Source organism: Aliihoeflea aestuarii, from assembly GCF_024105665.1.
In the GTDB taxonomy this organism is placed as follows: Bacteria; Pseudomonadota; Alphaproteobacteria; order Rhizobiales; family Rhizobiaceae; genus Aliihoeflea; species Aliihoeflea aestuarii.
Genome location: NZ_JAAAMK010000014.1, coordinates 1 through 22,680, shown reverse-complemented (window position 1 = coordinate 22,680; position 22,680 = coordinate 1). Strand labels below are relative to the sequence as shown.

The following is a 22,680-nucleotide window of genomic DNA, read 5'->3' as shown; positions in this document are numbered from 1 at the left end:
ATAAGCCCGTCACGAAGCGAAGCGCCGCCCTCTTCCTCTGAAGAGAGCGACGCCAGCCGCAAAACCTGAAACCCGGAAATCAGGCACTCCGGTTTTCTGTAGCGGCGGATGTACGGGAAAAGCTCGGGCCGACGCGGTAGAGCAGACGTTCAGCGGCGCCGATGCTGCCAGTTTCGCGGGCGGCCTCGGCCCATACCGAGATCGGGAAATCCCTGGTGAACAGTAGATCGCGCTCGATGCCCATGCCGAAGGGCAGCCGGACTGACTGCATCTCGCCAAGGCTCCACGAACCCAGTTCGGGATGGCCGAGATCCGCCAGGCCGAACATGATGTCGCCATCCTCATCCAGCTCGGTAGCGAGCCAGACGCCTTCACCGAGGGGGTTGAAGAACTTCACGACCGGGATGTGATCCTGATCGCGCTGGTGCCCATTGGCCAGAAGGCGGTCGAGCTGTGTGTCGGTCAGGAGGATCATGCCGCAGCCCTCCGGTCGGTTTCGGTTACGCTGGCATCCGGCTCCACGGTGTCCTCGGCCGGCAAATGCGACAGCAGCCAGTCTGCCGCCTTGCTGGCCTGCGAGGCCGCGCGGACAATGGCGCGGGAGTCCTCGCGCATGACCTCCAACCACGACCCAATGTAATCGGCATGGCGCACGGTCGGCACGATCCCGAGCGCCGCGCAGCTGAAAGCCGCGGTTTGCTCGGCAATCATTTCCTCGAACGCGTATTTTTTCGAACCGAACGAGCCGGTCAGATCGCGGTTGAGACGGCTGCGATGGCCGCTGGCGTGCCCCAGCTCGTGGAGCGCCGTCCTGTGCCAGTTGATCGTCTCGAAATAGGCTTGCGGAGGCGGCACCTGCACATAGTCGAGCGACGGCATATAGAAGGCGCGATTGCCACCGATGCGGAAGTCGATGCCGGTGGCCCGGATCAGCGCCTCGACCCGCGGTTCGATCAGGCCCGGCGGCGGTGGCGGCGCGACTGCCGTGATGTCGTCGGGCAGGCCATCGCACTGCGCGGCGTTAAAGACCGTGAACCGCTTCAGGAACGGTATGGCGTGCGCATCCTCACCCGTCTCGCGGGCACGACACTTTTCGTCCTCGGGCGTGAAACGGTCGGCATATACAACGGTCGTGCCACGCTCGCCCTTCCTGACATTGCCGCCAAGCGAAAGCGCCTGGCGGAAAGTCAACCACGCCTGACCGGGAAAGCCGTGCTGGATGACAGCGCCCCAGAGGATGAGAATATTGATGCCGGAATAGGACCGGCCGGTTGAAGCATTTCTCGGCAGGCCGAGCGGGGCAGTATCGGGCGACGCACCCCAAGGCTGGATCCAGGGCAGACGCCCTTGCTCCAGCTCGGCGATGATCTTGTTGGTGATGTCGTCGTAAAGGTTGCTGCGCGCGCCACCTTCAGCGGGGCTGCGATCATGTCTGGCCATCGGGATAATCTCCGCGACGGGCGCCGGAAGCCTCTCTCCCAGCCCTCAACCCGTCACGGAAAACCCGTCCGCACTCTCACTCTGAAGGGGGCGTTGCGGGGTCTCCCCGTTGATGGGGGTGCGTCGGCAACGCCAGTGCCGACCAGGGGGAAGGCTTTTCCCCAAATGCCTCTGTATACTGGACAAAAAGAGCTTTGCTGGTTTCTTATGCAAGCTGGACCGACTCGCGCCAGTCGGAAGACGAATATTGCATGCCGCAATGGTTATATAAGTATTTCCGAGGAATTTTCGTGGCCCGTTATAACCCAGATGCTGATCTTTCTCCCCTTTACGAGACGATGGATCGTCTTCGCACTGATTGCCTGATCGGCGATGGTTCCCTGCTTTCACCTGGACGCTCACTCTGGACAGCTGAACACTTTGCGGAGTTGCAGCGTACCTACGTGCAGAACCTCGATGAGGGCGAAGGCAAGTTCTTCGAAAAGCTGAAAGTCCAGCTGTCTGACGCAACCGCTGAAGCGCACTGCCTGATGGCCGAGCTGATCTGGCTACTTTATGCCTTCCAGCGCCGCGATGTCTCTCCCGCGACCAAGGATCGGAAAGTCCGCGAGGTTTGGTCCTGGTCAGGCCAGGATTTGCCGCAAGACGTGGCGGCCCTGACCGAACAGGTTCTTTACGGTGTCGGCCGGGCTGGCCAAGGATATAACAACAATAAATGGCGCGAGCTCGTTCTGTTGATTACCGCCATGCAGGATCTCAAATCCAGGCCTGTTGATGAACGTCGACGCCTGCTCGGGGACGGCGGCGCATTTGCCAGTTGGTTCGAGATACAGGTGAACGGCGAAAATCGCCAGTTGCGCCATATCCTGCCCTTCCTGCTTTTTCCTGACAGCTTCGAGCGCATCAGCGCCGGCCAGCATAAACGGGATATTCTGGCTGGCTTCGGGGCCACAACCGCAACCGATGTCGGTGCTATGAGCATAGCCAAGCTCGATGACGCACTTCTGACTTTGCGCAAGAGCCTTGAAGCCAAACATGGTTCACACGTCGATTTCTACGAGGGTGACTTCAGGCCTGTCTGGCAGAAGCCGAAAGAAAAGAAGGCGCATTCGACAGATAAACTGGATGAAGAGGCCATCGTGCCAGCTCCATCCGGTTTTGAACTGAATACGATCTTCTACGGCGCTCCGGGTACGGGCAAGACATTCAGCACCGCACAACGCGCCGTCGAGATATGTCTAGGCCAGGCGGCGTCCGATCCGGGTGCAGTGCGCGCGTCCTATGAGCAACTGGTAAAGGACGGGCGCATCGGTTTCGTCACCTTTCACCAAAGCTATACCTACGAAGATTTCGTCGAGGGACTGCGACCCAAGCCGATGGCATCGGGGGCAGGCTTCACGCTCGAACCGGAAGGAGGCGTTCTGAAAGTGATGGCAGAGCGGGCTTCGAAGCAGGCCGGCAACCATGTCCTCATCATTGACGAGATCAATCGCGCCAACATCTCGAAGGTTCTGGGCGAACTCATCACGCTTCTGGAGGCAGACAAGAGACAAGGAGCGCCTGCGGCGATCACCGTCACACTTCCTTATTCCAAGACCTCGTTCTCTCTTCCGGCCAATCTGTACATCCTTGGCACGATGAACACGGCAGACAGATCCATCTCGCTGCTGGATACAGCACTGCGTCGGCGTTTCGTGTTTGAGGAACTGCCACCCGATTCTGCAGAACTTTCAGGCATCGAACTCGACGATAGTGCGCTCGATCTTGCAGCCATTCTGGACAACCTCAATCTGCGTATTGTCTATTTCTTGGGAGAGGATGCCCAGATCGGCCACGCCTGGTTTATGGGCGTCAACACGAAAGCCGACCTCGATCGCGTCATGGCATTTAAAGTCATCCCGCTGCTGCGTGAGTATTTCCATGACGACATAGAACGGGTTCGTATTGTTCTGGGTGGCGGCGACGGCTTTCTGAATCGAACCCCTATTCCGGTTCCCAAGGGGGCTGAGGGATTTGCTGAAGATCGGTATCGCTATTCCGATATCTTTCGGGAAGAAGGAGCATACCCTGAAGCAGCTTATATGGCTCTTCTGGGACAGGAATAATGCCCAAACAGAAAAGCCATTACTCTCTGCCGGAATGGTCCGCTCTGCCCATTGGCCCCGACGGAATCAGCGAAGGACAAGCCGAGCAACTGCATCTTGCCGCTATCACGGCTGCCCGCAGGCTCGGCGTGGCTGAGAACGGCGTACTGTCGCGCGGCTTTCGGAAGCTGGAAACCAAGCAGGTTTGCGGCATTATTTCCGTTCCAGGGATAAGTTTGGAAATCCTGCCCAAGCTCACCGACGAGGACGGTGAATTGCGAGCAACCCTTGTGCGGATGATTGCGGTCGCCTTCGACATTCCGCTTTCAGAAGGGCAGATCGCGCAGATGGGCGCACAGGAGAGCGACCTCCTCGAAGCCTTTATAAATCTGTTTGTCACCCGCCTTGCGGAACAGGCGAAATCCGGTCTGACGCGCGACTATGTGCCTGAGGAGGATGTTTTGCCTAAACTGCGGGGGGTGCTCGATGTGAGGCAGCAGATCGTTCGCCGCTCGGTTGATCCTTCCCGTCTGCATTGCCGGTTTGACGAGTTTTCCGAGAACACACCGCTCAACCGGCTGTTTAGGGCCAGCTTGTTGCGCATCATCTCCTTTGTGCGCTCCGAGCCTCTGCGTCGCCGGATCGCTAACCTGACAGGGCGCTTTACCGACATCCCCGCCAGCCCCGCCCCACTGAGGGAGCGCATCGTCTGGAACCGGATGAATGAGCGCTTTCGTCAGGCGCATATGCTTGCGCGTATGCTGCTGGAAGCAGAGTGGCAAAACACGAGTTCCGGACACGGCACGGGCATTTCGTTGCTCTTTCCGATGAACCTGCTGTTTGAACGGTATGTTGCCCGCTGGCTGCAACGGGTTCTTCCGCCAGGATCAGTGTCAGTCCAGCGCCGACAGCACACCCTGTTGCAGCATGGCGCCTACCCTCTGATCCCGGACCTCGTAATTGACACCTCTGATGGCCCGTTGGTCATTGATACGAAATGGAAGGATCTCGGAGAACATTCAGGCTCTACGTCAAATGTGAGCCAAGCCGACCTATACCAACTCGCGTCCTATGGGGCGGCCTACAATGCAAGCCGCGTCATACTTTTCTATCCTGCGATCAAACAGAAATTGGCCCCAACAACATGGCGCTACACCGCGACCAACCTTAGAGTAGATATCTGGCAAGTCGATTTGGCGCTCGCGAAACAAACCCACAATTGGAAGGACATCGCGCAAGACATAGTTAATCATGCAGAACACCATGTTCCATTACGCAAAACATGAAAGGCGGCGTTTTTGACGAACATTCGATGCCGCGAATTCGGATAATACGATCCGTTTTAAGTTCAGATTTCCTTATGAACACAAATCTAGGTGGTGATTTTCAGTCAAATCAACAAACAGTACCCGTTGGAATAACATCCGGATAGCTTGTATATTTTTTAACAAAAAATGGAAAATATTCAGAATGGCAATAAATTTAGCATTTTGACGCCACGATTGGATTAACATTCCGACGATAGCCCGAGCCCGGCAAGTTCGCATTTATTCGCCCACTACAAATCACACCTATCCACGCAAACAACTGTCCTTGCTTACAAATTTAGTTGCTCGCGCTCTGCCGATCAGATAGCGTGCAAAGGACACAGAAATTGTGTGCGCACAGTTAGCGCACCCACAACAAACCCAAGGGCAAGGCTGTGAAAAACGACAGGTCGGATCTTCGCTGGGGCGTCGAGCAGCGGCTCGAGTTCATCGAATTTCGCCTGTTTTGGGAGGGGCATGTGAACCGAAGCGATGTCATGGAGCAGTTCGGGCTGTCGGTGAACCAGGCTTCATCCGACCTTAATCGCTACATCAGCTTCGCCCCCGACAATATGACCTACGACAAGAGTGCGCGCACCTACGTGCGCGGCCCGGGGTTCAAGGCAGTGTTTGGGAAGCTGGACGCAGGTCGTTACTTGGCCCAGTTGCGATCCTTGGAAGAAGGGATCCTAGATCGCGATGATTGCTGGATCACCGATGTGCTGGAATTTGGTTCGACGCCCACTCCAGCGCGCGGCGTTCATTCTGAAACCTTGCGCGCGGTCGTTGGCGCCATTCGCCGCGCCGAAGCGATAGAGGTTAATTACCAATCGCTGTCCAATCCAAATCCACGCTGGCGCTGGATTGCACCCCATGCAATCGCTTTCGATGGGTTTCGATGGCATGCACGAGCCTTCTGCATGACCGACGATTGCTTCAAGGACTTCCTGCTGTCGCGGATGCTTGAGGTGCGAGGGACCGCCGAGGCTGCAGCCTCTGCCGCCGGAGACGACGATTGGCATTCGGAGATTACCTTGGAGGTTGGGCCCCACCCTGGCCTGTCTGAGACACAGGCCAGGGTGATCGCGCTCGACTACGGCATGCAGGACGGGAAAGTCGAGATCAAGGTTCGCCGCGCGCTGCTTTATTACACGCTCAAGCGCCTTGGACTGGACACGGATCCATCCGCGAGGAATCCGCAGGATCAGCAGATCGTGCTGCTGAACCGGGAAACATCATTTCCGGCTAAGCCGGCAGAACGAGTTGGAGAGGCGTAAATGCTTGGTTTGAAACTGAGGGATGAGTTCAAAGGGCGGCGCCTCAAAGGGACGGCAATTGAGCTGTCCAACGATGCGAATACGGGGGCGACACAAGTGCCGGCCCGCGACTTTCTTGAGATCACGTACCCTACGCTCGATCTATTGAAAGGCATCGAAGCCGTCGGCCCCCAGCAAGGTCGACCGGTTGTTGTCATTGGTGAACGCGGCCTCGGGAAGTCACACCTTATGGCCGCTCTCTATCACACTGTTAGTGATCCCGCCTCAACCGGAGATTGGTTGAAGAGCTGGTCCACTACCCTGTCTGACCCGGCGATCGGTCAAATCCCGCTGCGGAATGGCATGCTCGTCATCGGGGAAAGTCTCCATCGTCAGCGCTATAAGTTCCTCTGGGACATTCTGTTCGAACGGCATCCACACGGCACGTACATCAAGGGGAAGTGGGAAGGTATGGGTGCCAGCAAGACTGACATTCCGTCCGACCAGCTCATCCTCGAGATGCTCCGGCATTCGCCGACGATGCTGCTGCTCGACGAGTTTCAGACCTGGTTCGACGGCCTCACGAATACTAAACAGTATCCGTGGAAAAACTGGGCGTTCAACTTCATCCAGATCCTCTCTGAGATTGCAAAGGAGTACCCCGAACTCCTCGTGCTCGTGGTTTCGGTTCGAAACGGGACAAGCGACGCATACCAGCAGATCCACAGGGTGAATCCCGTTCAGGTGGATTTCCGTGCTGGCGGTAGCCCGGACAAGATCCAGCATGATCGCCGTCGCATGCTCCTCCATCGGCTGTTTGAAAACCGGTTGCAGATCGGCTCCTCGGCAATTGAGGGCACCCTCGACGTTCACATCAACGAATATTTTCGGCAGCTCGGTACGCCATCTTCCGAACAGGACAGGAAGCGGCGAGACTTTGTCGAATGCTGGCCCTTCGCGCCGCACCTCCTGCAACTCTTGGAGGATCAGGTGCTTGTGGCGACAGACGCCCAAGAGACGCGCGACCTCATCCGCATCTTGGCGAACCTGCATAAGAGCAGCGGCGAGAACGCGCCAGTTTTGACAGCTGCCGATTTTCGGCTCGACGACGATGCATCCGGGATCGGAGCACTTCTGGACTCGGTTGCCAATCAGCAACACCGCGCCCTACGCGACAAAGCCCTTCGCAACCTCACCTCCGTAACCGAAGCCGTGCCAGACCACGCCTCGAAGGTCCCACATCTTCAGGAAATCATCGGCTCGCTGTGGCTGCGGTCAATAGCGGTCGGAAACATGGCCGGCGCAGAGCCTTCTGTTCTGCAAATCGACCTGACGCGGGCAAAACCAGTCGATGACAATGCTTTCCAGGTTGAGCTCGCAACGGTCATCGAGAACAGCTTCAATATCCACCAAGATGGAGCGCGGCTCGTCTTCAAGGAAGAGGAAAACCCTCAGGCCAAAGTCATGGCCTCCGCGAGAAATGACAAGCTTTTCACGGATGGATCGGACCTCATTCAACTCGCTAAGGAAACCCGCTACGTCATCGGTGGCAGCGAGGAAGTCGCCAAGACATTCCGTGTCATCGCGTTGCCCCGCAATTGGCTGAACGACCCTTGGACGGGCTTGGACGAGAGTGAACAGCCCGAGCGTTGGGACGACAGGCTACCGATTTTGGTGCTCCCCGAGGAGCCGGATCGCATTGATGAGCGCCTTGGACGGTGGCTCAAAGATCACCTCCAGAAACGTCGGAACACGGTTCGGTTCCTGATCCCTCGGAGCGGGACTTCGAACGCTTTCTATGATCGTGACCTTCTTGTCCTCGCTAGGGCGGAAATGAAGGCGCAGGAATGGGGCGCGCAGAATGCGGAGTATCGTAAACTGCAGTCGAAATACCAAGGTGAGCTGCGGGACATTCTCAAGAAGCGGTTTGATCGTTTTGCCGTGCTGCACAGTTGGAACTTTGGCGACCCGTCGAAATGCGAGTTCCATATCGAGACACTTCGCGAGCAAGGAGCGAAGGTTCCGGAAGCGATTGAAACCGCGATGACGAACGACTTGTTCGTCCGTGAGGATTTTGAACACCTAGTGCTTGAGGCCGCAACCAATAACAGTTCGGTCGGCAAGCTACTTAAGGAACTGCAAGAGCCTCGCCCGGCAGGCCAGGATTGTATCCCATGGTTGGGCGAGACGGCCATGAAAGAGCGGATCTTGCGTCTCTGTGCCAAAGGCAAGATCGCGATCAACCTTCGAGGAATGGAGTATCTTCAGGCCCAGTCAGGCGAGGACGAAGAGACCGCGTGGCGACGCCTGCGGCCGAAGCTTTCGTACACAGGACGCCAGCTTGACGAGGTGTTCATCTTGCCGCCGTCTGCCGTTCCCGCGACCGGGGGGGCAAATCCACAGCCAGTTCCGGGAACGCCCCCCCCTAGCGGGCTCTTCGGCGGGGGCACAGAGCCGACGCCTGCGCCTCCCGGAGGAATGTCTGAGAACCCGGGATCAGTACCAGGCGCGCCGGACCCGATGCCGCAACCTGGTGGCGGCATCTTCGGTGGTGGTGCCAGCTCTGGCGCGCCTCGCATGCCCTTTGCCGCACCCGCGACCTCGCCGCTCAACCTGATCGGGAAACTCGAAGGTTGGGGAATTGGTCCAGCAACGCCTGTGAAAGCCGTCACCATAAAGGTGGACGCTGCGACTGGCGCGCAGCTGAAGGAACTCCTCAAGAAACTGCCTGATGGCATGACGTTCGAGTTGTCGCTCGACAAGGAGGACAACTGATGGCGTTGGACTTGGAAGCGATTGCGGGCCTGACGACAGCTCCTGATGATGAGGCTTGGGCCACGATCATCGAGCGCGTCATGTCGATCTGCGGAGCAGCAATAGATGCCGAAAAGGCGCCTGGAGAAGTGACCCGACGGGATCGGGCCATCGGCGAGATCGACCACTTTCTGTCGTCGGCGGCATGGGGGTTGTGGCAAACCTTTGGGAACGCCGCACCGCGGAATGCTGAGAAGATCGTTGAATGGTGGTCCGCGCCTTACAGCGCCAAGGCCGTCTTGATTCTCGATGGGCTTAGTCTGCGAGAAATGCCTTGGCTTCTCGAGGGCGCAAAGGCACGCGGGTTTGTTGTTCACACCGCTGCCGCCTACGGTGCGGAAATACCGTCGGAGACGAATGCCTTTGCCAAAGCGCTAGGCTTTGGAAGCCGGAGCCAGCTTCAGAACAACGGCGGTGGGCTCGTCCACAAGCTGGCGCCCGCCAGTACCGAGACGATTGACCTGCCCTGGAAGGACTGCGCCGGTCTGATCGACGCCTCGCCGAACTGGGTGTTCTGGCACCAATGGCCCGACAGCAAACTACACGACGGTGCCGGTGCCGGTCAGGGGTTGGATCTCCTCACGCGCGATATCGCAACCCAATTGACCAGCGATGATTTCTGGGAGTTCGTCGAGCGCCTCGCGACCGGTCGTCGTTTGGTTATCACCTCTGATCATGGGTATGCCGCCACAGGGCTGTTCTATGATGCGATGGACGAACAGGCCTCCTTCCTGAAAGGCGCGCTGAAGAGCGGACGGCTTCTATCCGGCGACCACGATCCCGGTCCCTTTGTCCCGCCTGTCGCCCTTTCGGTGGATAGCCAGCACGGCAAGCACCTGCTCGCGGTCGGACGCTGGAAATGGAAAAGCCAGGGCGGCTACCCCACCCTCGCGCATGGCGGTTTGTCCCTGCTCGAGATGCTCTGCCCGTTTGTTGAATTGACGAAGTAAGGAATTTACGCCCATGGCGACCAAGAAAGAACAGATTGCCCAAGAGGTCGCGCGTGCGGTTGGCGCTGGCAAAGCCGTCACAATGGAGACCGTCGATTTCAGCGATCCGAACCGCCCCAAGACTTGCCTAGAGGTGGATTTTCCGATCCTGCCCGTGAACCAAGTCGCCGTGATTGAAGGTAATGCGGGCAAGCCGATCTATCAGATGTCGAAATGGTGGGCTCGGCGGCGGTCCAGCGTGTTCCGCTCCATGCTGATCGCGGCGGCGACCAAGGCGCCCGAGGATCCCTCTCATGCAGCGAAGCTGGTCTGGGACAACTACTACGCCAACCACCAGAAGAAAGGCGCCTTCAAGCACCTGAAGGTGGCCGACATCTTCATGGGCGGCGGCACGACGCTGGTCGAAGGATCGCGCCTCGGCATGCAGATGTCTGGCAACGACCTGAACCCGGTGGCATGGTTCGTGGTGAAGCAGGAACTGGCCGATGTTGATCTCGATGAGGTGAAGCGCCTCCTGGCCGATATCGAGGCCGAGGTGAAACCGCAGATCATGCCGTTCTACTACTGCGATGGCCCGAACGGCGAGAAAGGCACCTGGACGCACAAACCCTCGGGCAAGGTGATGGGCGCGGATTTCGATCCGTTGGCCCTGAAGCCCGAGGAGCGGAAGGGCTATGCCTACGACGGGCCCGAGATCATCTACACCTTCTGGGCAAAGCACGGACCCTGCCAGGTCACCGGCTGCGGCCATCGCACGCCGATCATGACGAACAACGTGATGTCAGTGAAGTCACTGACCGTGAAACATTGGCCGCACAAATGCCCGTCCTGCAGCGAGCGCTTCGATATTGAAGATGCGGAGGCGCGCATGGCACCCGATGTTCCCCTTTATGTGGCACCCGACGAAAAGCCCTACTCCATCCTCGACCCGAAAGGTCGAGTGATCTGCCCCCATTGCGGTCACACCGGAATGGTGAAGCTAGGCAAAGGTAAAAACAAGAAGGTTGATCTTTCGCTTCTGGTTCATCCCGATTGGCTTGAAGGCAGTGCAAAAATAGACGCCGAAGGGCGAGATTACGGTGGCTCCGCGACAGATAGTGTTGAGGCAACTAGCCGTTGGAATATTGATCGTGCTAGAAAGCTTAGGCTGCTTGAAGTGCGCGGAGACCTTCCGGAGACCGTCACATGCCCGGAAACGGGAAAGACATTTTTTGCAGGAAAGAAAGGTGGAACCGTTCCGAAGAAATCCACCTTTACCTGCCAAGCTGACGGTAGGGAGAATGACGTTCTCGACGCCATCAAGCTGACCGGAAAAACAGGGCCAATGGCCGGCTATGCAATTCAATGCTTCTCTGAAGGCTACAAGGAAACCGGTGCGCCATATGGCGGCCGCTTCTTCAAGCCATACGACGAGCAAATCGCCAAGCAATACAACTTCGCCATTGATGAGTGGGGCAAGAGAAGCGAACAAGATTTGCGTGACTATTGGCCGAAGTCACCTTTGCCCTACGGCTTCATGACGCATCACCTGCAAGGCGGCGTACCGAATCATGGTTTCACTCATTGGTGGACGATGTTCAATCCGCGCCAGCTGTTGGTTCACTCTCAGATACTAAAAGCGATTGTCGAAACGCCTGGGTATGACTGGTCGGTCCGCGAATATGTGCTTGGCGCATTCCAACAGTATCTCAGAAACCAATGTCTGTTTAGCTTCTGGAACCCTCAGCGCGACACGCCCGAGCCCATGTTCTCCAATAATAACTTCCATCCGAAATCTACGGTCATCGAGAACTGCGTCTTCTCAAAGCTAGGCCGTGGAAATTGGGCGTCGTCTTCAGATGGTATCGTCGAGGGTCGGGAATGGGCTCAGCGACCTTGGGAAGCCGTAAGTGCGGAAACCTTGGCTCTGACAGAACCTGCTATCGCTTCGAATATCTCTGGTAAAAGTGAAAAGGTTTACCCGTCTGATCCCGTACGTCCCACTGAAATCACTCAAGGCTCATCCACTGAACTGGTTCACCATCGTGATCAGTCTTTGGACTTGGTGATTACTGATCCACCGTTTGGCGGATTGCTACATTATTCCGAACTCGCGGACTTCTTCTACGTTTGGCTTCGCCTCCCGCTGAAGGCGAAGTACCCAGAGTACTTCGGCCCGGAATACACACCAAAATCAATGGAGGCCGTGTCAAACAAGGCACGAGAGCCCGAAGACCCGGATGGATTTTACCAGCGCTTGCTGACCGGCTGCTGGCGCGAGGCTCATCGTGTCCTAAAACCCGGCGGAGTTCTGGCATTCACCTTCCACCATAGTGAAGACGCTCCGTGGGTGTCGGTGTTGGAATCGCTCTTCGACGCCGGTTTCTATCTCGAGGCGACCTATCCAATCCGCTCGGACGAAACGAAGGGCGAAGGAGAGTTTGGTTCCAAGACCATCGAATACGACATCGTGCACGTGTGCCGGAAACGCATTCATGAACCGAAGGCCGTCAGCTGGGCCCGTATGCGCCGAGAGGTTCTGGCTGACGTTCGTCAGCTGCAAGGCCTGCTGGAAAATCACGCCCAGCGGGGTCTTCCAGAAGCCGACATCCAGGTCATTCGGCGCGGTAAGGCGCTCGAATACTTCTCGCAGCACTACGGTAAGGTTTATGTCGACGAAGGCCGGCCGATTTCGGTCAAGGATGCCCTCGTCGGCATCAACCAGCTGATCGACGAAGATGCCAACAAGGCCTCCGAGCCGCCGCCGGTGACCGCAGAGCCGATTACCCGACAGTTTCTGCGCATTTTCGACGGCAGGACCGAGCTCGCTCGGGACCAGATGCAGAAGATGCTGCGCGGCTCGGGTATCGCCCCGGATGAATTCGTGAACCGCGGCTGGGCTCGCGAAGAGAAAAAGGTGTTCTACCTCAACGACCCGCTGGCAATCGCACAGGATTGGCAGGGACGGCACCGGCGCAAGCTGTCGGCCGACCTGGACCAGACCTTCGTTCTGATGGGCGCCTGTTATGACGGTAGCGGCATCAACGCAGCCGACACGCTGAAGAACGAGAACTTCAAGCCGCACGCGGCGCTGAAGAGCCTTCTCGAATGGATGAGCAAACGGGGTCAGACGCAGCAGATGCGCAACGCCGCCTCGCGGGCGCTGAGCATCTACAACAACTGGGCTGCCAGCAACAAAGAGCAGGTCCAGCAGCTGTCGTTCTTCTTGGAGGATTGAGCATGAAACAGGTGCTCGACAGCGTTTGGCAACGTCGGGGCGTCAGCTGGATTTGGGACGACGACGCCTTCGCGAAGGTTGCGCGGGCGAGCGAGGTCTACAGCCTGCGCCAACTGATGCTTGCCACCAAATCGTGGCCGGACGAACTGCCGAGCAACGGCGGTGACACGTTGGTCGTGGCGGGCCTCGATGCCTGCCTCGATCTTCTGTCGCCGGTGGACGCCGATGCCTGGCTTGGCGGTGCCCTGAAATCGGCGATCCTCTCCTTCCAGGATTTCTACGATGGTCAGGCATCGCTGGTGTTCTGGCTGCCCAACGGCCAGAGGCGAATGCCCATCGACCTTGCGACCGATGCCGTGCGGTGGCGATGCTCTGCGCCATTTTCCAGCGAGACGATCGATTTCGGACGGGTCTTGTGGGGAGAGGCCTGGGAGTATCCGCAAGAAATCATTCTTGCGCAGGGCGGCAAATCGGTCGGCCTGTTCCATTTGAGGATCACCTGATCGTGCAAATGGAACAGACCGCCTTTGGCCCTGGTGAGCGGATCACCCATTTCGATTTCGGCGCTGGTGTTGTGCTTGAAGCACCGCGCGACGGCTACCTCCGTGCATTCTTCAGCATCGGAGAGCGCCGCGTTCCGATCGCCAGCATCCAGAAGGAGCTGTCGCGCACCGAGCGCATACTGCGATCAGTAGAGGGCACCGCCGAGCGGGCGCGATCCGTCTGGCTATCCTACGAGGCTCACGCACTGCCCGTGATGGAGAGCGCGTCCGCGCTCACGTCCGCGCGGATCGACCTTCTGCCCCACCAGGTCGTTCTGACACATCGCATCGCAACAGCCTCGCCTCGTCGATTTCTTATCGCCGACGAAGTCGGTCTCGGAAAGACAATCGAAACCGCGCTCGTGCTCCGTGAATTGGCAAGCCGCGGTGAGCTTGATCGTGCCCTGATGGTTGTGCCTGCGGGCCTCGTAAACAACTGGCACCGGGAGCTGAACGAAGTCTTCAACCTGGACTTCGAGGTCTTTGGGTCGGAAGGCGATATCACCGACCGCAAGACTAACGCTTTCGCGAAACATGACCGGCTCATTGCCAGCATCGACACGTTGAAGCGGCCAGCGCGTATCAAACGCCTGTTGGAAGCTCCACATTGGGATCTTGTTGTCTTTGACGAGGCGCACCACCTGACCGCCTATCGAACGGGTGGGAAAGTTCGGAAGACGGAAAACTACAAACTCGGCGAGGCTTTGAAAGGTCACACGCGAGACCTCCTTCTCCTCTCCGCGACGCCACATCAAGGAAACCACTTCCAGTTCTGGATGCTCATCCAACTGCTAAATCCCACGCTCTTCGGCAGCCCTGAGGAGATGTTGGAAAATCGACATCGCTTGAATACCGTGATGTTCCGACGGACCAAGGCGGATGCTTGCCGCCCGGATGGAGACCCGCTTTTCGCACGCCGGTGGGTACATACAGAATCCTTCCTGATGGGTGAGGAGGAGCGACGCTTTTATGAGCGGCTGCGCGAATACCTCGAAGAAGGTTTCGACCTGGCCAAACGAAAAGGAAACCAAGGGCGAGCCTTGGGCTTCCTCATGGCGATCTTCCAAAAGATCGCAGCGTCCAGCTTCGCTGCCGTGAGGCGAACGCTCAAGCGACGTATGCTCATGCTCACCCTGCAAGAGGCGCTTCTGCGGGACAAGGAGCTTGATATTGAAGGTCGCGAGCGACTGTTCGATGAAGCGCGGGAGCTGATTCATGCCGAATGGGGGCTTGAAAGGGATCCGATCGGGAAAAGTGAAGTCGACCGGATAATGGCCGACCTAAAATATAGGCTCGCAAAGAAGTGGGACGAGGAAGCGCTGGAGATGGCGTCCGATCCTTATGGCTCGGAATTTGCGTCTTCTCATATGGAGGATGTCGCCTCGGCAGCGATCGACCTGCATCTACCGGAAGAGCGGTTGCGAATTGCAGACTTGCTGTCGGTTTTTCCGGTGCAGCGTGAAACTAAGGTGCAGAAGCTACTCGACGGCCTTGGTACCTTGTGGCGTCAAAATCCCAACGAAAAGATTGTGATCTTTGCCACATATTTGGGAACAGTGGACCTCTTGGCCCGTGAAATCGAGGCGACATATCCCGGTCAAGGCGTCGTAGTTCTCCGTGGCGGTGATCACGGCGCCAAAGCCGCTGCTGAACGCCGCTTCAAGTTGAAGGATGGGCCGCGTGTAATGGTCTGCACCGCAGCAGGCCGCGAGGGAATCAATCTGCAGTTCGCACGCATCCTTTTCAATTTTGACCTGCCCTGGAATCCAATGGATATGGAACAGCGGATCGGTCGAATTCATCGATATGGTCAAGCGCACACCGCGCAAGTCTACAACTTGGTCCTTTCTGATACGATCGAAGGGCGCATTTTTCTTCTGCTTGACGACAAGCTTACGGAAATCGCGAGAACGCTCGGAAAAGTCGACGAGCAAGGCAACGTCGCAGAAGATCTGCGTTCTCAAATACTTGGGCAGCTGTCAGAGCGATTGAACTACGATCGGCTTTACCAAGAGGCTCTGGGTGACCCAGAGCTGAAACGGACCGCAGTTGAACTTGAGGCGGCCTTGGCAAACGCACGCGAGGCACGGGAGGTAGTATTTGATCTCTTCCAAGATCTCGAAGGCTTCAGTCTGGATGATTACAAGCCGTTCTCCGATGTTTCCACGGGTTTGGAGCGGTTGGTTGATTTCTTGTCGGTGGCTATGGCGGACCGGAATCTAAGGCTCTCGAAGGTTGATGCAGAGACTATCGATTTACTTACGGTCGATGGTGCCCGCCGCATTCGATTTACTCTAAACCGCGATGTCGCAACTTCCTCCGAAACGTACGATCTCCTGGGGCTTGATCATCCGGCGGTCCAGGAGGAACTGGGCAGGTGGCGTTCGCTCAATCCGAATTTTCTCGGAGTAGCCCTTGAGGGGAATGGAATTGAACCAGCCATCCTCTCGTTGTGGCTTGTGGAAGCGACCAACGGTCAAGGTGAAAAACGGACAACCATACAATCCATCGCGGTCAGCCCTGAGGGGACAAGGCTTCCTGCAATTGAGCGCCAGGTTGATCAGGTGCTCAGGTTGTCGCCCTCTCGACCTTTCCTGGGCGAGGATGAGCGGATCAGCATCTTCAGCAAGACCGTCGAGCCCTCCCTTCAACGGGAACTCAAGCATAAGGGCACCGCAGCTGGAGATGGAAGCTACTCTGCAGAACTCATTGGCTATGTTGAGATTACTTAGCTTATGGTTACCATTTTCGGATAGTGTTTAGTCTTAACATTGTGCGTCACGTCTCTATGCTTCTCAGGCTTGCGTTAAAAACGCAACGGTTTAGGTATTCATTATGCAAGTGGCAGATGGAGAAGATTCGAAATCATCTGTGTGCTTATTGACCTGCCACGGGTAATTTCCTCCAGAATTGGTTAGAGTCCGGTCCATTGAGGACGGACGCATGAAGAAGCAGAGATTTACGGAAGAGCAGATTATCGGGGTGCTGCGTGAGCAGGAGGTTGGCGCGAAAGCAGCTGACCTGTGCCGCAAGCACGGGATTTCCGAGGCGACATTTTACAACTGGAAAGCCAAATACGGCGGCATGGAGGTCTCCGAGGCGAAACGGCTGAAGGCGCTTGAGGAGGAGAACGCCAAGCTGAAGAAGCTGCTGGCCGAGCAAATGCTGGATGTTGCCGCACTCCGCGAGCTTCTTTCAAAAAAATGGTAGGGCCTGCCGCCAAGCGCGATGCCGTCGCGCACCTGAAGGCCGTCATGGCTCTTTCGGAGCGGCGGGCCTGCCAGATCATATCCGCCGACCGCAAGATGGTCCGTTACCGATCCTGCCGACCGCCGGAGGTCGCACTGCGATTGAGGTTGCGCGATCTCGCCAACGAGCGGCGACGTTTCGGCTACCGACGACTGTTCATTTTGCTTCGGCGTGATGGAGAGCCATCAGGCGTCAATCGCATCTATCGGCTGTATCGCGAAGAGGGTCTTTCCGTTCGCAAACGGAAGGCTCGGCGACGTGCCGTGGGCACACGTGCGCCGATCCTGGTGGAGGCGAAGGCCAATGCGCGATGGTCACTGGATTTCGTCCACGATCAGTTCGCCGTAAGCGTTCTCTGCCCCCCACCTTCCGCGCGGCATTCTGATCGGTTCATTGGACCGCGATGATTGTTGGGACGGAGTTTCTCCATGGAGTCTGCATTGGAGCTTCTCCCGGCTGGCGGCCGCGGCCGTCGGAACCGGAAGTGGCCGGATGAGGTAAAGGCGCGGATTGTGGCGGAGACGCTGATGCCGGGCGTGACCGTGAATACCGTTGCGCGGCGGCACGGGGTGCCGGCGAACCATGTCTCTTCTTGGCGGACGCTGGCGCGGAAAGGGCGACTGGTGCTGCCTGCTCCTGAAGATCCGGTAGAGTTTGCGGCGCTGTTGCTCGGCCCCGCTGAAGATGCGCCGCGGGCCGATGTCGGTGCCGTGGCCCGGCCGGAGATCGTCGCGGGCGCGGTGGTGATCCGTCTGGAAGCCGGGGCCTCGGCGGAGCGGATTGCCATGGTCGTGCGCGCCCTGGCGGCTACCCCATGATCTTCCCCTCCAACCGCGTGAGGATCATGGTTGCGACCAAACCCGTCGATTTCCGCAAGGGGCATGATGGCCTGGCTGCACTGGTGTCGTCGGTGCTGCGCAAGGATCCGTTCACCGGCACGGTGTTCGTGTTCCGCTCGCGCCGGGCGGACAGGCTGAAGCTTTTGTATTGGGACGGCACCGGTCTGGTAATGGCTTACAAGCGGCTGGAGGATACAACCTTTACCTGGCCGGCCGTCAAGGACGGGATCATGGCGCTGAACCATGCCCAGTTTGAGGCGCTGTTTGCCGGGCTCGACTGGCGCAAGGTCAAAGCTCTGGAAACCCGCCCCCCTGCTGCGGCAGAATGAATCAGTTGTCTGATTTTCCATGTTTTTGCCGGAGATCCTTGATAAAATCAGAGCATGTTCGCAGCCTCTGTTCTCGATCTTTCCGCCATTCCCAACGCGCAGCGCGCGGCGGTTCAGGCGTTGCTGGAAGAGGTGGCGGCTCTCAAGGACATCACTAGACGCCAGGAGCACCTGATCGCCGAGCTGAACCATGCCCTGCATGGCAAGCGGTCGGAAAAGCTGACCGAGGATGAGCGGCAGCTGGCTTTCGAGGACCTGTCCATTGCGTTGGCCGAGGTCGAGGCTTCGAGGGAAACGCAGGCCACCAGGGCGGGCAAGGGGGCGACCAGGCCCGCGCCGAAGCGCAATATCGGCAACCTGCCGGCTGCACTGCCGCGTATCGAAGAAGTCATCGAGCCCGCCAGCCTGATCTGCCCCTGCGGCTGCGGCATCATGCACAAGATCGGTGAAGACCGCAGCGAGCGGCTGGACATCGTGCCTGCCCAGCTGCGCGTCATCGTCACCGTCCGCCCGAAATATGCCTGCCGGTCCTGCACCGACGGCGTCACTCAGGCACCAGCACCCTCCCGCCTGATCACGGGCGGGCTGCCGACCGAGGCGACGCTCGCCCATGTGCTGGTCAGCAAGTATGCGGACCATCTGCCGTTGTATAGACAGAGCCAGATCCTGGCGCGGGCGGGCCTTGATCTGCACCGCGCCGTTCTGGCCGATTGGGTGGGCAAGGCCGCATTCCATCTGACGCCGGTGGTGGATCGGCTGGCCGAGCATCTCAAACGGTCGGGCAAGCTGTTCATGGACGAAACGACGGCCCCGGTGCTGGACCCGGGGCGCGGGACGACAAAAACCGGATATCTCTGGGCACTGGCGCGCGATGACCGGCCCTGGGGCGGCGAGGACCCGCCCGGCGTGGTCTACTTCTATGCCCCCGGCCGCGCGGGCGAGAATGCCGAGACCTTCCTGACCGGCTTCGATGGCATTCTGCAAATCGACGGTTACACAGGCTATAACCGGCTGACCAAACCCTCGCGCAAGGGCGGTGCCCCCATTCGGGTCGCGCATTGCTGGGCGCATGCAAGGCGCAAACTAAAGGAAGTCTTCGACCGCGATGGCTCCGACATCGCTGCTGAGGGGCTGCGCCGCATCGCCGAGTTCTACGCCGTCGAGGCCGACATCCGCGGTGTCTCGCCCGGCCAGCGCCTCTCGGCCCGCCAAGCCCGCACCGCACCGCTGGTGGCAGCCTTCGGCGGCTGGCTGCAGGCGCAACGCCGAAAGATCTCCACCAAATCCCGGTTGGGCGAAAAACTCACCTACATCCATAACCACTGGGAAGGGCTGCAAGCCTTCCTGACCGACGGGCGCATCGAGATCGACTCCAACAGGGTCGAAAATCTGATCCGCCCCATCACCCTCAATCGCAAGAATGCGCTCTTCGCAGGTCACGACGAAGGCGGCGTTGCTTGGGGCCGCATCGCCTCGTTGATCGAGACCTGCAAGATCAACGGCATTGAGCCCTTTGCCTATCTGAAGGCCACCCTCACGGCGATCGCCACCGGCCATCCACAAAGCCGCCTCGATGACCTGCTACCGTGGAACTTCAAGCCGTCAAGCTAAGTCGACAGTGGGGGCCAGCGACCGCTTACAGTTCGCCTGCGGCAGGCGCTTCCGCGTGCTTAACATTGTCGACGACGTTACGCGCGAATGCCTGGCGGCCATCCCGGACACGTCGATCTCCGGCCGTCGTGTTGCTCGCGAACTGACGACACTGATCGAACGGCGCGGCAAACCCGGAATGATCGTCTCCGACAACGGGACCGAACTCACCTCGAATGCCATCCTCGCATGGTCGAAGGATCATAAGATCGAATGGCACTACATCGCGCCGGGAAGACCGATGCAGAACGGCTATGTCGAGAGTTTCAACGGCCGCATGCGCGACGAACTGCTCAACGAAAGCCTGTTCTTCGGCCTCGATCATGCCCGCAGCGCCATCACTGAATGGGCGGACGATTACAACCATTTCCGGCCGCACTCGTCGCTCGGATACCAGACCCCGGCAGCCTATGCCGGGACCATCGCCGCAACCGGCTCCAACGCTGCGCAATTTGAAAGCTACGCGTTTCCGCCGGTTGCTCCCACCGCGCCATCTGGCGTATCAAAAACCGACGAGGCTCTAATCGCAGCCGGATGAAAATTCCGTGGCAGGTCATTATGGGATCTGTTCAGCCACTTTCGCTTCCAAATACGCCGTCCCTTTTCTACGCCACGGTATCCTATTCACCGCACAGCTATGCCCGAGGCCTTCCCCTGCGATGACATTCCGCGTTTCCATTGCCCCATCCCCTTTCGGGGCACGGGATTTTGGAGACGATGGCGGTCAAGCGGAACAGGATCAATGTCGAGGTTACAGCCTCGACCGGACCGGAAACGGACCGGCACGATCCTGCGCGCAAAGACAATGCCTTGATGTCGCTGGCTCGCCTGATCGGACGCCAGATCGCCCGCGAGCAGTTCGAGCGTAAACTGGCAGCGGAGCGCAAAGCACAACGCCACCTGCGTAGCTGACCTGCAAATTCTCTTGCCATATACGTATAACACGTATTATTTAAGCAGACCTATTCTCCTGGGGTCTGCGATGCCAACCACAACCTCCCTCGAATTCCAGCGCAAGTTCGGACAGTATCTGAACGAGTCTCACCGTGAACCGGTAGAGATCACGCGACATGGTCGGCGCGAGTTTGTGCTGATGTCGGCCGCTCAATATGACGAGCTACTGTCAGCGGCGCAGCGCAGGGGCAAAGCCGTCGAAGCCGCCTCCGAACCTGAACAGAATTAAGATACCTCCCCGAACCCGGAGATTGAAAGGACTGCCGATATGACCCGCGTTGCGCTCTATGCCCGATATTCTTCCGACAATCAGCGCGAGGCGTCGATCGAGGACCAGTTGCGTATCTGCCGCGAGCAGGCGAAGCGCGAGAAGTGGAAGATCGTCGGAACCTACAAGGATGCGGGCATCTCCGGCGCAAGTATGATCCTGCGCCCCGGCATTCAGGCGCTCCTTCAGGATGCGCAGGCTGGACAGTTCGACATCGTGCTGGCTGAGGCACTGGATCGCATCAGTCGCGACCAGGCTGACGTCGCCACCTTCTACAAGCACCTCAAATTCGCAGGCGTTCCCATTGTCACGCTATCCGAGGGCGAGATCAGCGAGCTTCATGTCGGCCTCAAGGGCACGATGAACGCGCTGTTCCTGAAAGACCTCGCTGCCAAAACCCATCGCGGCATTCGAGGCCGCGTCGAGGACGGCAAATCGGGTGGCGGTCTGTGCTTTGGCTACAATGTCGTCAAGCAGCTCGATGCGCGCGGCGATCCCATTCGTGGTGATCGCGAGATCAACGAAGCCGAGGCGAATGTTGTCCGCCGCATCTTCCGCGAGTTCGCTGCCGGCGTGGGTCCGCGCACCATCGCCCGCACATTGAACGAGGAAGGTGTCCCCGGTCCGGCTGGTAAGCTCTGGAGCGATACCACCATCCGCGGCCATGTGAAGCGCGGCACGGGGCTGGTGAATAATGAACTTTATATCGGTCGTCTGATCTGGAACCGGCTTCGCTACATCAAGGATCCATCGACCGGAAAGCGCGTGTCGCGGCTGAACCCGGAATCGGAATGGATCATCAAGGATGTGCCGGAGCTGCGCATTGTCGATGACGAACTGTGGCATTCAGTTCGTGTCCGGCAGGGCGAGATCGCCGAGAAGTTTGCCAACGTCACCGAAGCCGTGCGCAATCACCACAAAAAGAACCGTCTGAACGGCACACGTCGCCCGAAGTCCCTTCTCTCCGGCCTGGTGTTCTGTGGCTGTTGCGGAGGCCCCTACTCGCTGCGCGGCGCTGATCGGTTCGCCTGCTCGAACCACATCAGCAAGGGCGCCTGTTCAAACAGCCGCACGATCCCGCGTGAGGATCTGGAAGCACGCGTGCTCTCCGGCCTCAAGGACCGCATGATGGCCCCCGAGATCGTCGAGGAGGCGATGCGCGCCTATGCCGAGGAAACCAATCGGCTGAACCGGGAACGCCGCTCCAGCGGCGATGCCTGGAAAGCAGAACTGGTGAAGATCGAGAAGCAGATCCGCGGCATCATCGAGGCGATCAAGGCTGGCATGTTCCATGAGAGCATGAAGGCAGAGATGGACACGCTGGAGGCGCGCAAGACCGAACTGAACGCCCTGCTGGCCGACGCGCCAGAGGACAAACCGGACATTCTGCCGAGCGCCTCGGCGATCTATGCAAAAAAGGTTTCCGCCCTGACCAAGGCGCTCAATCGCAAGGAAGAGCGACAGGAAGCAGCGGAAACTTTGCGCGGCCTGATCGAGAAGATTTCGCTGACGCCGGGGCCGGAACGCGGCGAGATTTACGCGACGCTGCACGGAGAACTGAGCACGATCCTGAACTGGACGGAGCGGCAAGCCATTGGAAAGACTGTAAAAACAACAAAACCCGCAGCGGATGCTACGGGTTTGTCGTTATCAGTGGTTGCGGGGGTAGGATTTGAACCTACGACCTTCAGGTTATGAGCCTGACGAGCTACCGGGCTGCTCCACCCCGCGTCACCGTGTTCGGCATTTGCCGGCCGGGGCAGCCCGGGCTTTTCTGTTTG

16 protein-coding genes, 1 tRNA gene and 2 pseudogenes are annotated in these 22,680 nt (G+C 58.4%); 16 read left to right on the top strand and 3 right to left on the bottom strand.

The window, feature by feature from the left end; translation table 11 throughout:
• Positions 1–79: 79 nt before the first annotated feature.
• Positions 80–475 carry a DUF2958 domain-containing protein gene (locus GTW25_RS19070; RefSeq protein WP_252913878.1) on the bottom strand — a complete coding sequence of 132 codons (396 nt, stop codon included), beginning with the start codon at positions 473–475 and terminating at the stop codon, positions 80–82.
• Positions 472–1,440, bottom strand: a complete 969-nt coding sequence (locus GTW25_RS19065; protein ID WP_252913877.1) for an ArdC family protein — start codon at positions 1,438–1,440, stop codon at positions 472–474. Before GTW25_RS19065 ends, GTW25_RS19070 begins: the two co-directional genes overlap by 4 nt.
• A 194-nt stretch (positions 1,441–1,634) precedes the next feature.
• On the opposite strand from GTW25_RS19065, the gene GTW25_RS19060 reads away from it, so the two are divergent.
• The 16 genes and pseudogenes from GTW25_RS19060 to GTW25_RS18985 all read left to right on the top strand — a co-directional run bounded on the left by GTW25_RS19060 (position 1,635) and on the right by GTW25_RS18985 (position 22,597).
• Positions 1,635–3,545 carry an McrB family protein gene (locus GTW25_RS19060; protein WP_252913876.1) on the top strand — a complete coding sequence of 637 codons (1,911 nt, stop codon included), beginning with the start codon at positions 1,635–1,637 and terminating at the stop codon, positions 3,543–3,545.
• Positions 3,545–4,810: an McrC family protein gene (locus GTW25_RS19055; RefSeq protein WP_252913875.1), complete on the top strand. Its 1,266-nt coding sequence runs from the start codon at positions 3,545–3,547 to the stop codon at positions 4,808–4,810. Before GTW25_RS19060 ends, GTW25_RS19055 begins: the two co-directional genes overlap by 1 nt.
• 416 nt (positions 4,811–5,226) lie before the next feature.
• A complete protein-coding gene (locus GTW25_RS19050; RefSeq protein WP_252913874.1) occupies positions 5,227–6,108 on the top strand; it encodes a BrxR family transcriptional regulator in 882 nt (293 codons plus the stop codon).
• Entirely contained in the window at positions 6,109–8,862 is a 2,754-nt protein-coding gene (locus tag GTW25_RS19045) for a DUF499 family protein (protein ID WP_252913873.1), read from the top strand. It begins immediately after the preceding gene.
• Positions 8,862–9,851, top strand: coding sequence for a hypothetical protein (locus GTW25_RS19040; protein WP_252913872.1), 990 nt, complete (start codon positions 8,862–8,864; stop codon positions 9,849–9,851). Before GTW25_RS19045 ends, GTW25_RS19040 begins: the two co-directional genes overlap by 1 nt.
• 13 nt (positions 9,852–9,864) lie before the next feature.
• The gene (locus GTW25_RS19035) at positions 9,865–13,068 is read left to right on the top strand and encodes a DUF1156 domain-containing protein (protein ID WP_252913871.1); all 3,204 of its coding nucleotides are present in this window, start codon (positions 9,865–9,867) and stop codon (positions 13,066–13,068) included.
• 2 nt (positions 13,069–13,070) lie between these two features.
• On the top strand, positions 13,071–13,571 hold the full coding sequence (locus GTW25_RS19030) for a hypothetical protein (protein ID WP_204158001.1): 501 nt from the start codon (positions 13,071–13,073) through the stop codon (positions 13,569–13,571).
• An 8-nt stretch (positions 13,572–13,579) separates the two neighbouring features.
• The gene (locus tag GTW25_RS19025) at positions 13,580–16,342 is read left to right on the top strand and encodes a DEAD/DEAH box helicase (protein WP_252913870.1); all 2,763 of its coding nucleotides are present in this window, start codon (positions 13,580–13,582) and stop codon (positions 16,340–16,342) included.
• 211 nt (positions 16,343–16,553) lie between these two features.
• A pseudogene (locus GTW25_RS19020) lies at positions 16,554–17,203 on the top strand (transposase); the annotation flags it as partial.
• An 84-nt stretch (positions 17,204–17,287) separates the two neighbouring features.
• Positions 17,288–17,677 carry an IS66-like element accessory protein TnpA gene (tnpA, locus tag GTW25_RS19015; RefSeq protein ID WP_135817181.1) on the top strand — a complete coding sequence of 130 codons (390 nt, stop codon included), beginning with the start codon at positions 17,288–17,290 and terminating at the stop codon, positions 17,675–17,677.
• Complete coding sequence (tnpB, locus tag GTW25_RS19010; protein ID WP_143795164.1) at positions 17,674–18,027, top strand: IS66 family insertion sequence element accessory protein TnpB; 354 nt, start codon at positions 17,674–17,676, stop codon at positions 18,025–18,027. Before tnpA ends, tnpB begins: the two co-directional genes overlap by 4 nt.
• Before the next feature lie 54 nt (positions 18,028–18,081).
• Complete coding sequence (tnpC, locus tag GTW25_RS19005; RefSeq protein WP_143795163.1) at positions 18,082–19,638, top strand: IS66 family transposase; 1,557 nt, start codon at positions 18,082–18,084, stop codon at positions 19,636–19,638.
• A 28-nt stretch (positions 19,639–19,666) separates the two neighbouring features.
• A pseudogene (locus GTW25_RS19000) lies at positions 19,667–20,215 on the top strand (integrase core domain-containing protein); the annotation flags it as partial.
• A 179-nt stretch (positions 20,216–20,394) separates the two neighbouring features.
• A complete protein-coding gene (locus GTW25_RS18995) occupies positions 20,395–20,589 on the top strand; it encodes a hypothetical protein (protein WP_252913869.1) in 195 nt (64 codons plus the stop codon).
• Between the two features lie 70 nt (positions 20,590–20,659).
• A complete protein-coding gene (locus tag GTW25_RS18990) occupies positions 20,660–20,860 on the top strand; it encodes a type II toxin-antitoxin system prevent-host-death family antitoxin (RefSeq protein ID WP_252913868.1) in 201 nt (66 codons plus the stop codon).
• Between the two features lie 39 nt (positions 20,861–20,899).
• Entirely contained in the window at positions 20,900–22,597 is a 1,698-nt protein-coding gene (locus GTW25_RS18985; protein ID WP_252913915.1) for a recombinase family protein, read from the top strand.
• Here GTW25_RS18985 and GTW25_RS18980 read toward each other — a convergent pair.
• Positions 22,554–22,630, bottom strand: a tRNA-Met gene (locus tag GTW25_RS18980). The two genes, GTW25_RS18985 and GTW25_RS18980, sit on opposite strands and share 44 nt — an antisense overlap.
• Between the last annotated feature and the right edge of the window lie 50 nt (positions 22,631–22,680).